Here is a 15,350-nt window from a genome sequence, read left to right as displayed (position 1 = left end):
ATATAATGAAGTGTTTGCATATCATTGTGCCCTTACTTTACTTAATTTGGATACACTTTTGCCATTAAATAAGTCATTGCGACAGATAAATAAGCAACCAGTTCTTTTTATTTATAAAAATCAAGCTTTATTGTCATAAAATCAGGTTATTTTTTTAGCTACAATAAAAAATTTATGCCAATGTTTATAATAACCTAAGGCATCAACATCATCTTTTTCTTCTTCCTCAAAAAATTCCATCTTAAATTGAGCAAATAAATTGCAAACCATTTCACGATTTAAAAAAGTCATATCAGGCCTAACTCGCCAAGAATCATGAAGACCAAAAAATGAACCGGAAAAACGGTCACCAGAATCCAATGTTTTTAAAATAATTTTCCAAAATTTATAGAAATAAACTGGTCTGAGAAAGGGAAGACTAAAACTGGCATGAATTAAATTAGCTTTAGGAAGCGAATTCAATGTTTCGAACGAAGCTAGTTTTGTCTGTAGCTGATTTACCGACGATGCACCCTGAACAACAGAAAGCAAATTAGCTATTGCAGTACGTTGTGAATCAATGGCAAGCACAGACCAACCGCATCGCAAAAGTTCAATGGTATCAAATCCTGCACCACATCCCAGATCAATAGCAAATTTCGGTTTATTAATAACTTCCTTGTCGAAATTGGTAATCGCCTTTAGCAGAAGCCCTCTCGGCGGGGTATTTTTTTTCATTAAGCGATGGTAATAAGCAATCCAATTTCTTTCATTCATTTTTTTATCCTGTCTAGTTACCAAAAGGTAACTAATTGACTGTATATCTTTATTATCTTAGGCTCAGCACTGTTCATTTTATAAAATAAAGGAGTGTATTATGAAAGAGGAACTCATTAAAAAAATTGTCGCGCAAAAGTTATTAAAAATGAATAAGGGGTGGTGTGGCCCTGGAACTTGTGTTGGATAAAATTTCTGGAACGACAGCACGTAATTCAAACAATTCGTGCTGTAAACCTTAAACTAATAAATTTCCTATAATCATGCACCCTGATTTAAAACATTTACTCAATTACAAAAATAATAAAATTATTGCCCGATATCAGGTAGACTACCCCCATGCCGCCATGCCAGCCGAAGAAGCATGGCAAGAATTAATGAAGTTTATTTGGCTATGTCATAAACATAAAGCTGACAAATTAAGTTTTCCAAATGATACAACCCTGGATTTTTACTGTGTAATTCACATAGAAATGGCTGATATTGATAATATGTGGCATACTTTTCTTTTATTCACAAGAGACTACCATGAGTTTTGTCATACTTATCTTAATGGAGTTTTCTTCCATCATGATCCATTACCAGAGCAAAACACTCCTGCTTCTGTAGAACTTTATTCATTGGAATTGAGCCGCTATTTATCTTATATCCATGATCATTTAGGCGAAGAGACTTTGTTAAAATGGTTCAGATAAAATCAAGAATGACAATGGACCTCTTGCTTTTTTATAAATTCCTTTTCTGCATTAATTATTACATCCATATTCGTTTCAGTCCAATTTGTAAGTAAAATCAATATGGTACTTAATTCTTTACCTATGCTGGTTAATGAGTATTCAACTTTCATAGGTAAAATTGGATATGATTGTCTTTGTACAAAGCCATATCGCTCCAGTTTCAGCAATGTTTGAGTCAACATTTTAGGGGATATTCCACCAATTTCTCGTTTTAATTCACCAAAGCGATATATTTTTTTAGATAAAAGAGTAATCACCAATATAGACCATTTATCGCTAATGCCTTCAAGAACATTTTGTGATGGACATTTCTCACTATAAACACTGTATTTAGGATAAGACATATTCAATCTCTCCAAATTAGAATTAATGATTATCCTCAAATTGAATAAAATGAGTACGTGCTTTATTCATCAACAACTTAAATCGTTGTAAATGTTTTTCTGTTGTCGTAGAAGAATGTAAAACAAATTCCGAAATACATAATGCAAAGATCAATCGGCGAATTTCCCAGATGGTTTCTTGAAAAATGTCTATTCTTTTTTTTGTGTATTGACTGGTTTTAAAATCAAGTTTCAAATTTTCAGAACTGATTGATATCGGGATATAATGCTTAATGACTTGTCCGCGTAATTTTTCTACAAAAAGAAACGTATTAATCTTTTCCGTGTTACATTTTGTGATTTGTTGCACAATATCGTTTAAAAACTCGTAAGTCATTATCTGATGAAATAAATAAAGTCTTTGTGAATAGCGGAACGCTTGGAATAAAAAATAATCACCTATTAAAACAATTAAAATTCCAAGTAAAGTGCATATACCACGATTAAGAACCATTACAAATGGGCCATGAGGTGATTCTGGATTTGAAGTTTGTGCCATCAGGAAAAAAACAACTAAGGTAATAAAAAAAACGGTGATGTCATAGCGCTTTACATTAAGGGAAGCAACAGACATTCCAATTAAAGAGATAATTAACACAACAGGGATCAAGCGATAATTTAATTGCATGAAGTAGATTAATGGAACTAATATCACCAAAGCTAAAAATGTTCCACCTATCCTATGAATGGCTCGTTTGATTATTAACCCTGGTTCAATTCCCGCGCTTATAACCAATACAGTTAACAATACCCACCATTTTTCAGGGAAAGTCGTAAATAAGTAAATAAGCATTGCGACCATAAACATGATCACCAAGTGTGTAAATCGTGCGTAATCAAGCTTTCTTTTTAATTCAGCTGCTTGAAGCATAATTTATTCCAGTGTATGAACGTTTGATTGAGGCAACGTACTATATAATGTTGTAATTTGGTATCCGGTTTAAAAGATAATTCAGGCAAACCGCAAGATGTTTTAGTTTTCATCCCCAGCCTTAGGGTACAAAGATTTTTTTTTATATCACGCCAAAACACTTCATTTTTTTCTTCATAATAGAGGTTATCCAGAGAAAACTGGATATTACGAATGTTGACCGACATTCGGTAGGTATGCATCATAAACTTCAATGGGACCATACTCCTATAGGCACGAACTATACTGAAATGAACAACCTCTTCCTGAATAGGACTTTGAAAATACTGATGAGTTAAGGCCCCTTCAATATCATTTTCAAGACATTGAATGACTTTTTGTAAAGCACGGTTCCATACAATTAAATATTGATTTGGGAAAAATTTTAAACAAATAAAAATCCCAATCATAGATAATGCTATTGACGATGCTATACCGTATGCTATTTGCAAATTCGCTGGAGGAACAGTACTTAACACTATCGCACCGGTAGCAATAATAAGCATTGTTAAATTTTTTAACTGATAAAAATTGTTCAATACATAAAAATAAATACACACTAGAGAAATAATTGAGAAAAAGAAAAATATCACCCGGAACGGGTAAACAAGATAATACGAAACACTCACCAAAATAATTGCCAAGGCAATAAAAATGAGTAATTTCTCTTTTTCTTTAAAACTGGTAATGAAGGGTATCTCATAAAAAGAAGCCAACAAAAAAGGTGAGATAAATGCCATATAATTGGCTGGGCGAAATATCCAATAAACGTATGCCATTATTGTTGCAATAAAAAGAGATTTATAGAGGGCTATTCGTTGGATAGCATAGGGGTCAACCTCATCAATCCATTGACTAAACCTTGATATAAACATAAGCACTGGTTCCGACTCTAAGCGGATATTCAGGATCAGGATCAGTAACCCGAATAATCACAGGGAGACGTTGAGGTAATAAAATCCACTGATTTTCATTAATAACATTTTGCAACTGGGTGCGATTATCGACCAATTGCCTATTTGCAGACCAATAATCGGAGTCCACAACCCCATGAAACATTTTTCTGCCCAAATACATTCTTGGGAATATCAACACCTTCGAACCCTTGCGTACGTCACGCAAATCAGTCTCGTTAAAATTGGCCTGAATATAAATATTATCCTGATCAACCAATGAGAACAGTGGTTGATTAATATTCACAGGTGTTCCTATGGAAAAAAACAGATTTTGAATGATCCCATTACCTTGGGCATACACATCTGTTAGTTCCAAATTGACTTTGGCATTTTTTAATCTGGCCTGAATGGATTTTATTTCATTCTCCTGGACTGTTATTTGATGCTGATCAATTTCCAACTGTTTTAATGCCGCTTGCCATTTATCTTTGGCTGCCTTTGTTTCTTGTTGAGAATTTTGCAAAGTAATCAGGGACACTGATTTTATAGCGTACCCTTTATGGTATTTTTGATCGTCTTGCGCCAACTTGATGTATATTTTTTGCTGATTTTCACTAAGTTTCAAATCGCGTTCATACGTAGTTTTTAATACGGCCAGCTCGGCATGAGCTCCAGCCAAATCAGCACTCAACTGCTCAACCATGTATTCATAAGGTTTTCTGAATACGGTGAATAATTTTTGGCCTTTACGAACTACATCACCGTTTTGCACATAAAGATCAGTAATGTATCCGTTTGCAAGAGCAGCAACAGGACGGACATTATTCACTACAAAAGCATTATCAGTAAAAGGAATCAAATAAGAAAAAATATAGATAATTGCTGTTAGAATGCCGATAAAAATAATGACATTAGTGATCGTAATCCAATGTTTCAAATGAACAAGACGCTTTTTAATCCCTTCATAATATTCAGTTAAATTTCTCATAGAATAACCAACAAATTTTCCTTTGATTTATATAGTTCCGATCATTATCTTGGCTATTATCAAACCATACAGCTATCCAGTTAAGTACAGTATCTGGAAATGAAATCACAAGCTACATAAGCCATCACACTCTTGCCTGGTTTGAGACGACTGACTGAACCTCCGTGATCCAAGTCCTTTTACAAACCATCAAAACCACGAATGGCTTGCAAAAATATTATTTTGTCCTATTTACCCTTAAGACTAACAAGTTGAATGCCAAACCAATTATCCACTATGAGCATAACCACCGGCCAAATCTTGATACAACATAACCAGTGACATGGCCAGTTCTAGCTTAGCCTGATTTGTTGAAAGTGCCAAGTTATCCAGATAAATCTTACTCTCCAATAATTCCTTATAGGACATCAATCCTGTTTTTAACAAACCACTTTGTAACCTGTATTTATGTTGATAATCCTCTTGTGCATGCCAATAGGATAAAAATTGTTCTGTCATCCCTTTATTGGCGGAGAAAGCATCATCAACTTCTTTTAAAATTAATCGAACCGTTTTAACGTATTCTGCCACTTTCGTATGATAAACTCCCTTGCTAGCTGATACTTTGCCAAAAGTATTTGGATTTATCGTCCAGTTTAAATAAGCATCAGTGGATTGTTCGAACGTGCTATCAGGTAAATGGGCTTCTCCAATGAAGTCATCCAGCTGCATAACTGGGAAAAAATTACTATAGGCAACAAATATACCTGTGCGTGCTGCTTTTAAAGCATAATAAGCCATTTTCATATCAGGACGATTGCTTAGTACTGTAGCTGGCAGACTCCCAGGTTTAAAACGAATCAAATCCATTTGAGCAAAATTATTCTTACTTCTCACCAAGCCTGGATTTTCATTAATTAAATATCGCAGAGCATTCTGGCTAACCACAATATTATGTTTCACTGGTTTTATTTGTGCTGCAACCAATCGCTCGTTGGATAGCAACTGCGCTAAATCAATATCGTTTTTTAATCCTATCTTAATTTCTTTTTTACTCAATGCAATTAATGACTTTAAGTCTCTATCCAGTTGCTCCAACAACTTTAGTTGCTCCAGTTGAGCAATTAATGTGAAGTATGCTGCTGCTACCTGACCAATTAATGTCAAACGCACACCCTCTATAGCAGCCTGCTGATATTGAACATTATATTTGGCCTGTTTTTGTTGGGTATAAAGTTGCATAATATTCAAAGCATAATTTGGCCAAACTCCATAAAACCCTCCTGGAATACCAAGCGCCGGGTTAGTAGAATATCCTCCGAATATTTGTACATAAGGAATCCAACTCAGTTTGACTTGACGCAACTCCCCCTGAGCTTGTTGCAACTTGCCTATTGCAACCTGTATGTCCATATTATTTTTTAAGCCTGTTCCAATTAAGCGATCCAGCTCTGGATCATGAAACTGCTTCCACCAAGCCAAATAAGGCAAATTTTTAACCAGTTTGTAGTCCTTAGAGCTAGAGGGGAATTGTTCAGGTGGTACAATATTAGAAATTTGTTGATCAATACTTCGACCACAACTTAATAATCCTGCTCCCATCCATAATAAGAACATCAATTTTTTAAGCATGAAAATTATCGTTTATTTTCAAGTGAATTTTAATCATTGTAATTTATAATTTGTTTAATAGTTAGAGTACATTTAAATTTCGACAAGGAGCCATCATGATAAAAAAAATAGCATTTACTATGTACCCTGTTGAGAACATGGTCAGAGCACGGCAATTTTATGAAAAAACACTCGGGCTTGAAGTCGGGAACATTTCAGCAGAAGGCGCATGGGTTGAATATGATCTGCCTCAAGGCGGTTGTTTTGCAATTACTACTTTGGCTCAAGGAGTTATGCCCAGTGCAAATTCTGGCGGAAGTATTGCTTTCGAAGTAGAAAATCTTGATAACCTGGTATCCCAGTTAAAATCGAAAGGAATTCAATTCAAAATGGATATTTTCTCTTCACCAGTTTGCAGAATGGCAATCGCTTTGGATTCCGAAGGCAATGCAATCACTCTTCATCAATTAAAATAAGCGTTGCGCTTCAAGGAATTTATCCTGATAAAGAAAGTGTTCAACGCCAACTTATTTTATAATTTCCCATAACGTGGCAACCCGTATTCCTAGCAGAATATGGGAATCACTCCAGCATATATAGATGCAATCGCTCCTATGTTATAAATTATTATATTCCCTTATCAAATCACTCAGAGAAGACAGTATGTCATTCAGTTTACTTTCAGGATAAGGAGTAGGACTCATAGAAGATTGCCAAATACCTTGAGGCCATAGAGGATCTTTTTTTCTACGAATAACAACATGTATGTGTAATTGAGGAACGACGTTACCGAGAGCCCCTATATTAAGCTTGTCCGGATTAAAGTAATCATTAACCAAGAGAGACAATTGATTAATTTCCTCCATTAATAACAATTGATCTTCCTTTTCCAGTTGATAAATCTCATGAATATTGACTCTCCTTGGAACCAAAATAAACCAGGGATAACATGCTTCATTTTTTAGAAGAACTGTAGATAAAGGCCATTCACCAAGGATAAAACAAGACGATTGAAGTCTATCATCTATACGAAACAAAATACTCTCTCTATCAATAAAGTCGAGTTATTGTAGCAAAACCTAATATTAAAATTATATAAATTACAGATAAATTTTAATAAACCTATTGAGTAATGATCCCTTTTTGCGTTATGTTGAAATTACCTATTGCAAAATAGGCGTTTAGCAATTGTCATTTAAGGAAGAATGCAATTGATCAGCTGACTGCATATGTCAGTCGACGATTGATAAGCTTTAGCATAAGGAGGATTCATGGCTAGAGGCGAAGTCAAGTGGTTTAATAACGCCAAGGGTTGGGGTTTTATTATCCCTGAAGGTGGTGGCGAAGATATTTTTGTTCATTTCTCGTCAATTCACGGCACTGGGTATAAAACACTGGTTCCAGGACAAGTGGTCACCTATGATGTCGTCAATGGTGAAAGAGGTCTACATGCCTCCAACGTTGTTGCGCTAAGTGAAAATACTGAACAAGAAGAAATAGCTTAATCAAATTGATGTAATAAACTATTTAGCGCAGCAGTATAATTAATATTTATGCTGCTGCGACCATCAACTTAAGGTATTATGTCCCTTTTTATTTTATGAGCGGGCTTTAGCTGATGCAATGTGGTTTATTACTGATAAATCTCGGCACACCTGGCAATGCTGATGTTGCATCGGTTAGGATTTATTTGCGTGAATTTCTTACTGACAAAAGAGTTGTAGACTTACCTGCTATAGTACGTTATGTTCTAGTATATTGTCTTATTTTGCCTTTCAGAACACAAAAATCAACTCATGCCTATCAATCAATATGGACTGAAAATGGCTCGCCACTCTTACATCACAGTCAAAACCTAGTCAACCAATTACGGGCAGCATTTGGCAATAAATACAAAATTGCCTTAGGAATGCGCTATGGTAACCCATCAATTAAAACTGCTCTGGAGGAACTAAAAGATTGCTGTACTGTCACGGTTTTACCCTTATTTCCTCAATACTCTTCTGCTGCTACCGGATCAGTCATTGAAAAAATCATGAGCTACTTTGCAAAACAGGAAGTCATCCCATCAATCAAGATAATTCGTGATTTTTACCTTGAACCCGATTATATCCATGCCCAAGCAAAAATCATCAAACCTTACCTTAAAGATGATTTTCACCTTCTCTTTAGCTATCATGGTATACCTGAACGTCATATTCATAAGAGTGGATGCAATACAATTTGTAAAAAAATATGCCCTCCTATATCTGACAAAAATCAAGCGTGCTATAAAGCCCAATGCCACCAAACCAGTCTATTACTAGCAAAGGAATTGCAATTAAGAAATCACCAATACACTACTGCGTTTCAATCCAGACTAGGCAAAACCCCATGGATTAAACCTTATACTGATGAAATTCTTGTTGAACTAGCAGCCATAGGTATTAAAAACCTTATTGTCACTTGTCCATCCTTTATTGCTGACTGCCTGGAAACCCTGGAAGAAATAGGGATTCGTGCAAAAGAACAATGGTTAAAACTGGGCGGGGAGCAATTTGTATTAATTCCTTGTATGAACGATCATCCTGAATGGATAAGAGCAATTCAATCTATTGTCAACAAATGATCTCAACTTACAACATCGTCAATCCCATATTTGTTTATTTCGATAAAAATTTATCATTTTAAGGAAATTTTTTATTGTAAATCGATAATTTTTGCATATAATATGCTTAATTTCACTTTAGAAGGATAGCTATAATGCAAAAAATTAAATCAATGAGTCATTTGTTTTTTCTATTATTTAAAATATTAGCTTATGGGCTCCCCCTGATAACAGCTTACTTGATTCTTTTTCATTTAGAAAACATGCTAAATTGGGGGGCATGGCATTCACTACTATCGACTCCAGTGAAAGACCCCTCCCATTTTTTTTTGCTGCATCGTTTCATTATTTTATCTATTGAATCATTACCCTTATCAATTACTGTTCTAATATGCCATCAATTGGCAAAATTGTTTCGCTTATATGAAAGTGGGCATTTATTTGAAGAAGAAAACATTAGACTTATTAAAAATATCAGTATTTACATGATATTAGGAGAATTCATCCAATTAATTTATCAACCCTTGATTACTGCGGCTCTAACTTTCACGAATCCATCTGGTCAACGAATTGCAAGCATTACCTTAGGAACAGCTAACATATCTACTTTGATCACCGCTTTTATCATTTTAGTCGCTTCATGGATTATCAAAGAAGCACACAAATTAAAAACGGACGCCTTATTAACTATTTAAAGAGGATTCGACATAGGAAACAAGTATTTTTCTTATGTCGAAATTACCATTTTTATATCGAACTCGCAATTTGAGGAGCATTAATCTATGTCAATTATTGTTAATTTGGACGTTATGATGGCAAAAAGAAAATGCCGACTTAGAGATTTAGCCGAAGCAATAGGAATTACTGAAGCCAATTTATCCATTTTAAAAAATGGCAAAGCGAAAGCAATACGCTTTGCCACTCTTGATGCAATTTGTACTTACTTACAATGCCAACCAGGTGATCTTCTTGAATATCAACCCAACAAAGATATGGATCTTATCAGAGACAGTGCTTAATTTGAGAGGAGCTTTGTACCCCTCTTTAACAGGGTATAGGCCCTATAAAAAATGATGTTCTTTTTCTTAACCAATTATCAAAAAGTTATTGATGATAAACACATTTTACAATAATTCGCCTTAAAGACTATGGCCTGAAAAACTCATTTCCTGTACTATGACGACCTTCTTTTTTTAAAATTAACCAGGATCTGTTGACATTTCATTTTCGTGATCATACTAAAGCACCTATGTACCGCGGCTAGAGAGCAATTGTCAACAGACCAATTATTCAGGAGATTAAGTTGAAAAGGATCTTTTTTTTAATGATTTTTTTTGCCTCTCAAACCATGGCTTCAATATTTACTCATGAAGACATTCAAATATTAAAAAGAAATTTTTTGAATAATATTAAACCTAATGGAGCCATTGTAGCCTCACCTTCACAACATAACCCTAATTATTATTATGATTGGATACGAGACTCTGCAATAGCCATGGGATTAATTGAAACCTGGTACGAATCCACCGACTCAATCCAATATAAAAAGCTTTTATTAGAATATGTTGCTTGGACTGAAAAAATCCAACATCAATTTGACCCAATTCCTGGGCAAGACATACTTGGAGAACCAAAATTTTATATCAATGGCAATCCTTTCGATGGAGAATGGGGAAGACCGCAAAATGATGGTCCTGCGCTCAGAGCGTCCGTTTTAATTCGTTTTGCCCAACAACTCTTAAATAGCAATGACAAAGAGTATGTAATAAAGCATCTTTACAACAATACCATGGATTCTCAATCCATGGGTGCTATCAAAATGGATTTGGAATACATCTCTCATCATTGGCAAGATGCAAATTTTGATCTGTGGGAAGAGGTTTTTGGCTATCATTTTTTTACAGCCATGGCGCAACAAAAAGCTCTAGCAGATGGCGCGGCTCTGGCTCATAAACTTCACGATGAACAAGCTGCCGTTTTTTATGAAAAACAGTCCAGATTAATCAATAGCCGGCTAAAACAACACCTCGATCAAAAAAATAAAATAATTCAAGCTTCCTTATTGCCGCATCCTGGTCCCCAAAAGACATGGGAGCTTGATTCATCTGTCATGTTAGGCATTTTAATTAACCCCCAAAAAGAAGGAATTTTTGCCCCACACCATACCTTTGTGCAAAATACAGTGAGGGCTTTGCACGAACAATTTAACTTCATGTTTCCTATCAATAAAAACCACTCCGGAGCAATATTATTTGGCCGCTACCCTGGAGACACTTATGATGGCTATCAAACGAATAGTATCGGGAATCCTTGGTTTATCTTAACAGCAACAATGGCTGAATATTATTTTACCTTGGCTGATAATATGTCTACGAACCCTAATAATTACCCTCTTATCATGAATTACATAAAGAAAGGGGATAATTATTTAAAACTGATAAAACAATATGGTCCTGAGTTGAATTTAAGTGAGCAAATCAATTTGAATACAGGAATCCAGCAAGGAGCCGCTTCTTTAACCTGGAGTTATGTTTCTGTCCTCCGAGCCATTCATTTAAGGGAACAATTGGAGAATAAAATAGAAATTATGAATGTGATATAAACTAGGGTCTGTTGACAATTCGAGCTAAAACCTACATCTCGCGACTTGTGTGTGGGATCCATGGAAGCCGTGGATAAGCCACGGCACGTCGGCATTTTAGATTGAATTTCAACACACCATAAAATACCATTGAAAATTTACCATAGGTTGGTGTTGAGCAAGTGAAACTCAATGTTCTTTTTTAAACTTTATTTCATTTGTATGGTAGAGAAATTAAGGAAGTGTTGAGCTTCACCTCACTTAGCATTGCTCATTTAGTAGTTACATATCAAATCACTTAAACTACTATTAGAAACAAGCTCCGCCTGAAATGCATCGATACCTTCTTTGACTAGATAGCTTTCCAGTTTAAAGTCCCTGCCAGGTAAAACTAACTCTTGTGCCTTTACAACATTTTTGCTGTCATCATCATAAAATTGAATGAGAAATTTACTTGGTTTTAATAAATAGTGTTCCAAATAGTATTGAATAATCGTTTGAATTGGTAAATTCTTTTCACCATGTTCTGTTAAAGCCTCTCGAGCCATATGATAAGCTTTATTTCTCTCTCCTGTTAGTGGGTCTCTTGAATTGGTTCTTGGTGGTAAAGTAATAATGCAAACCGGAAATGATAAGCATGGCATCTTATATACATTTAAAGTAAAAGCATGTACTTTTTGCCTCCTTTTCTCACAGAAAACAAACTGTTCAACCTGCTCCAAAAGACTTGGTCTCTGACCAAATATGGATGTTAGATAGATCAGAATGTTATTAGGAGAGTCTATATAAGAACAAATTGCAAATAGCCCTCCATTTCGTTGCAGTTCAACTCTCATATCTTTTTTGATGTTCAAACGTACAGATTCTGGATCGGTATCAACATCAAAAGATGCCTTGATCGTTAATGTTTTATCAAAATCAAATATTTTTAAAACCCAGTACAAATCATTTGGATCAAATAAGCCAGCTCCAAGCATTCAGGATATCCTCATTTAAGCCTGTTCAATATCAACCATGTTGACAGATTGAGACAAATAGAGAGCACAATCATTCTGATTGCCCCTCCTGATAATTACAATTTTGCGCCTAAAATATTTTCTTCTATGGGTTGTTTCATAGTTTCTGGGATGCCTGCCTTACTGGCGAGAAAAGAATATCCGCTATGTACTAATGACGCAATTGAATCTCTCTCAGTAGATTGAGTGCTAGCCTTATCTGCTCCCAACAAAGGAAATACAGTAGCAACTGCATCATCGTTAAATACTTTACTTGCTTCGAATGTTCCTGATATATCACTTATATTAGTTGTACCCTGGGTTAGCTGGTAAACATCTGTTGTTCTAAAGATATAATATCCATCACGCTCAGAATAGCGACCAACTGTATGTTGAAAAACTCGTTTAAGCGCTTCAAAACTATCAAGATTTCTAATAGCATTCCAGGCCGAATTGAGTTCATCAACTTCAAAAGCTTGTTCAGGTGTTATAAGAAGCTGATTTTGACTGCGCAATTCGTGGTACTGAGTTGTCATGGATGATAATAATGTATTCAATAAGCCTTGCTGTTCTTGCCAATAGGTTTTGAAATTTTCACATTTACTAGCTATTCTTACATGATCGAATAAAAAACCACCTATTTGAGCCCAAAATTTCGCTGTTGGCGACAATTGATTTGCCAGATTTTTAAGATCATCCAGTGATATATCTTCACAGGTAGCTGTAAAAGTGATGTAAGCATATACGCCTGGTTTATATTTTTGTATTGTTTTATTCATTTCAAAATGAAGGGCATGTTTTTTACCGCTCACAATCAACTGGTACCCTTCTTTGTTGTCATGGATAACTTTTAAAACACCGAAGCTCTCCTCATCGACCTCTTCAATAATCTGGCTAAAAAAGGATTGTGTATTATTTTCAATTTTACCACCATTAACTGTCAATAAACTACCAGCACGGGGGCCTGCAAGGAGATAATCATTACCATCAATTTTAAAAATAATTTGTAATCCGGTTCCATCAGGTATACATCCTAATGTATCCGATGCATGTGTTTCATAGTATTTAGTAGGTGATTCTTGAGGATCAAGATTTATAACTTCTAAAGGCATCATTCCTCCATTATTTGATAAAGAATAAAATGGTTAATTATAAATCAATCATAATTAAATTTTATGGTCTAAAAAGGACAATCTTAGGTTTAAAACGGACAGTATGAATGATTTTGACTATTTTTAAAGTGATGGCTACAATGAAAAAAAATACTTTTTTAACTTATGATAAAGTCTTTCTATGCAAGCAAAAAGAAAAGACCCCTGTCCCATTATTCAAATTCATTGAACATATCAACTGCCTTGAAGCTCTAAAAAGATTCAAGGCAGTTGATACATTGGTATCGCTTACTTTGCCAATCGCTTTTAATTCGTAGAAGCCAATAAGGAAGATTCTGATTTAGTGGACGCATCATCAATTTGTTCTTCCTCTCGCCCTAAAAATCGTAAAGGCTTACCCGACATGATGTAATTTTCTATCTGCTCCAAACTAATATTCTTCGTCTCTGGCATATAAACGTAAGTATAAATGAAGCCTAAAAAGCAGATTACCGCGTATAGTGCAAAAGTAATCTCTATACCAAACATCTTATGCAAGATTGGAAAACTAAAAATCACAATCGTATTAAATGACCAATTACTCATAGAAGACAAACCCATCCCCGCACCACGGACATGGAGAGGGAAAATTTCTGCCATGGCAATATGTGGAATAGGTCCTACGCTAATAGCGAACGAAAAAATATAAACCATTAAACAAATAACCGATAAATAGGATAGCCAAGCGACATGATTTAATGAAAAAAGACACAACGCAAACAAACTCAGACTGGTTCCAGCAAAACCTAGTAACAACAATTTACGCCGTCCTAATTTATCAACACACAAAATTGCGATGATAGTAACCAGCAAATTCACCATGCCAATCCCCATCGTTGCCAATATTTGACCTGTTGTACTGCCTAAACCTAAATTTTTGAATATTTCAGGCGCAAAATATATGACCACATTGATACCACTTAATTGCTGTAAACAAAATAATATCGTTCCTAACATCAATACAGGCAGTAAGGGCTTACGAAATAGAAGCAACCAATTTCCTTGTTTTGGTTCATTCGCCAACGTGGTTTCAATATCTCTTAATTCGTGTTCAATCGAGTTTGTTTTTCTCAATTTTCTTAAGGATTTTGCTGCGTCATTATGTCGTCCAACGCTACATAACCATCTGGGAGATTCAGGCATGAATAAAATCCCTATGGTCAACAACAAAGCGGGCAAAGCACTCGAAGCAAACATTACTCGCCATGCCTGATGTTCTATCAATAGATAATTCACTGAATAAGAGCAAACAATACCTACAGTTAAAGCAAGTTGATAAATAGCAACTACTGCGCCCCGTGCTTCCAACGCGGCTGTTTCTGCCAAATATAAAGGAGTTAATACCGAGGCCATTCCAATCGCAAGGCCCAAAATTAATCGAGATAAAATGAGTACCGAAATGGAATCAGCAAACCCAGCCCCTAAAGCACCAAAAAAGAACAAAAAGCCAGCAAAGGATAATAATGAACGCCTGCCAAACCGTTTAACTCCCTTTGATGCCATAAAGGCACCAATCAACATAGAACCAAACAATGCCCCAAATGGTAAGGCTGAAGCCATAACGCCTATATGTGTTACCGTGAGATCAAAATGATTTTTTACCAAATCCAGAGAACCGGCAATTATTCCCTCATCATAACCAAATAAAAAACCTGCAACTGACCCAATTATTGCGACAATCCAAGCCATCTTATGCTCCTTGATTTTAAATACTCTGTCTCAACATCTGCTCTACTATGCTCACCAGTGTCATCCTGGGCGCAGCGAAGAATCACC

Annotated in this window: 17 protein-coding genes; 7 read left to right on the top strand and 10 right to left on the bottom strand. The window is 35.4% G+C overall.

Annotated elements, in window-relative coordinates; translation table 11 throughout:
* Nucleotides 1-141: 141 nt before the first annotated feature.
* Nucleotides 142-756 carry a class I SAM-dependent methyltransferase gene (locus ACZ5EK_RS02325; protein WP_464431216.1) on the bottom strand — a complete coding sequence of 205 codons (615 nt, stop codon included), beginning with the start codon at nucleotides 754-756 and terminating at the stop codon, nucleotides 142-144.
* A gap of 263 nt (nucleotides 757-1,019) precedes the next feature.
* Between ACZ5EK_RS02325 and ACZ5EK_RS02320 the strand changes: the two genes are divergently transcribed.
* Nucleotides 1,020-1,451 (top strand): glycine-rich domain-containing protein, encoded by a 432-nt coding sequence (locus tag ACZ5EK_RS02320; RefSeq protein ID WP_464431215.1) that lies wholly within the window; start codon nucleotides 1,020-1,022, stop codon nucleotides 1,449-1,451.
* A gap of 2 nt (nucleotides 1,452-1,453) precedes the next feature.
* Here the strand turns inward: ACZ5EK_RS02320 and ACZ5EK_RS02315 are convergent, their stop codons facing one another.
* The 5 genes from ACZ5EK_RS02315 to ACZ5EK_RS02295 all read right to left on the bottom strand — a co-directional run bounded on the left by ACZ5EK_RS02315 (nucleotide 1,454) and on the right by ACZ5EK_RS02295 (nucleotide 6,281).
* Nucleotides 1,454-1,837 carry a winged helix-turn-helix transcriptional regulator gene (locus tag ACZ5EK_RS02315; RefSeq protein WP_464431214.1) on the bottom strand — a complete coding sequence of 128 codons (384 nt, stop codon included), beginning with the start codon at nucleotides 1,835-1,837 and terminating at the stop codon, nucleotides 1,454-1,456.
* Between the two features lie 22 nt (nucleotides 1,838-1,859).
* Nucleotides 1,860-2,747, bottom strand: a complete 888-nt coding sequence (locus ACZ5EK_RS02310) for an FUSC family protein (protein ID WP_464431213.1) — start codon at nucleotides 2,745-2,747, stop codon at nucleotides 1,860-1,862.
* On the bottom strand, nucleotides 2,726-3,661 hold the full coding sequence (locus ACZ5EK_RS02305) for a hypothetical protein (protein ID WP_464431212.1): 936 nt from the start codon (nucleotides 3,659-3,661) through the stop codon (nucleotides 2,726-2,728). Before ACZ5EK_RS02305 ends, ACZ5EK_RS02310 begins: the two co-directional genes overlap by 22 nt.
* Nucleotides 3,642-4,670, bottom strand: a complete 1,029-nt coding sequence (locus tag ACZ5EK_RS02300; protein ID WP_464431211.1) for an HlyD family secretion protein — start codon at nucleotides 4,668-4,670, stop codon at nucleotides 3,642-3,644. Before ACZ5EK_RS02300 ends, ACZ5EK_RS02305 begins: the two co-directional genes overlap by 20 nt.
* A gap of 267 nt (nucleotides 4,671-4,937) precedes the next feature.
* Nucleotides 4,938-6,281: a TolC family protein gene (locus tag ACZ5EK_RS02295; protein ID WP_464431210.1), complete on the bottom strand. Its 1,344-nt coding sequence runs from the start codon at nucleotides 6,279-6,281 to the stop codon at nucleotides 4,938-4,940.
* 95 nt (nucleotides 6,282-6,376) lie between these two features.
* Between ACZ5EK_RS02295 and ACZ5EK_RS02290 the strand changes: the two genes are divergently transcribed.
* Complete coding sequence (locus ACZ5EK_RS02290; protein ID WP_464431209.1) at nucleotides 6,377-6,736, top strand: VOC family protein; 360 nt, start codon at nucleotides 6,377-6,379, stop codon at nucleotides 6,734-6,736.
* Between the two features lie 141 nt (nucleotides 6,737-6,877).
* Here ACZ5EK_RS02290 and ACZ5EK_RS02285 read toward each other — a convergent pair whose 3' ends face one another.
* Nucleotides 6,878-7,297: an HIT domain-containing protein gene (locus ACZ5EK_RS02285; protein WP_464431208.1), complete on the bottom strand. Its 420-nt coding sequence runs from the start codon at nucleotides 7,295-7,297 to the stop codon at nucleotides 6,878-6,880.
* Nucleotides 7,298-7,531: 234 nt separating this feature from the next.
* On the opposite strand from ACZ5EK_RS02285, the gene ACZ5EK_RS02280 reads away from it, so the two are divergent.
* The 5 genes from ACZ5EK_RS02280 (at nucleotide 7,532) to ACZ5EK_RS02260 (ending at nucleotide 11,449) form a co-directional block, all read left to right on the top strand.
* Entirely contained in the window at nucleotides 7,532-7,765 is a 234-nt protein-coding gene (locus ACZ5EK_RS02280; RefSeq protein WP_464431207.1) for a cold-shock protein, read from the top strand.
* A gap of 113 nt (nucleotides 7,766-7,878) precedes the next feature.
* Nucleotides 7,879-8,868: a ferrochelatase gene (gene hemH, locus ACZ5EK_RS02275; RefSeq protein WP_464431206.1), complete on the top strand. Its 990-nt coding sequence runs from the start codon at nucleotides 7,879-7,881 to the stop codon at nucleotides 8,866-8,868.
* 134 nt (nucleotides 8,869-9,002) lie between these two features.
* Nucleotides 9,003-9,542, top strand: coding sequence for a DUF2975 domain-containing protein (locus ACZ5EK_RS02270; RefSeq protein ID WP_464431205.1), 540 nt, complete (start codon nucleotides 9,003-9,005; stop codon nucleotides 9,540-9,542).
* An 87-nt stretch (nucleotides 9,543-9,629) separates the two neighbouring features.
* Nucleotides 9,630-9,866: a helix-turn-helix domain-containing protein gene (locus tag ACZ5EK_RS02265; protein ID WP_464431204.1), complete on the top strand. Its 237-nt coding sequence runs from the start codon at nucleotides 9,630-9,632 to the stop codon at nucleotides 9,864-9,866.
* Nucleotides 9,867-10,171: 305 nt separating this feature from the next.
* Nucleotides 10,172-11,449 (top strand): glycoside hydrolase family 15 protein, encoded by a 1,278-nt coding sequence (locus tag ACZ5EK_RS02260; RefSeq protein ID WP_464431203.1) that lies wholly within the window; start codon nucleotides 10,172-10,174, stop codon nucleotides 11,447-11,449.
* 254 nt (nucleotides 11,450-11,703) lie between these two features.
* Here ACZ5EK_RS02260 and ACZ5EK_RS02255 read toward each other — a convergent pair whose 3' ends face one another.
* From ACZ5EK_RS02255 to ACZ5EK_RS02245, 3 genes are all read right to left on the bottom strand, one after another.
* Entirely contained in the window at nucleotides 11,704-12,405 is a 702-nt protein-coding gene (locus ACZ5EK_RS02255) for a hypothetical protein (protein ID WP_464431202.1), read from the bottom strand.
* Nucleotides 12,406-12,500: 95 nt separating this feature from the next.
* Nucleotides 12,501-13,535, bottom strand: a complete 1,035-nt coding sequence (locus ACZ5EK_RS02250; RefSeq protein WP_464431201.1) for a hypothetical protein — start codon at nucleotides 13,533-13,535, stop codon at nucleotides 12,501-12,503.
* Nucleotides 13,536-13,841: 306 nt separating this feature from the next.
* On the bottom strand, nucleotides 13,842-15,263 hold the full coding sequence (locus ACZ5EK_RS02245; protein WP_464431200.1) for a sugar porter family MFS transporter: 1,422 nt from the start codon (nucleotides 15,261-15,263) through the stop codon (nucleotides 13,842-13,844).
* Between the last annotated feature and the right edge of the window lie 87 nt (nucleotides 15,264-15,350).

It is taken from the genome of Legionella sp. JM-2024, assembly GCF_055389095.1.
The sequence above is the reverse complement of the archived record's forward strand: the minus strand, read 5'-3'. Positions and strand labels throughout refer to the sequence as shown.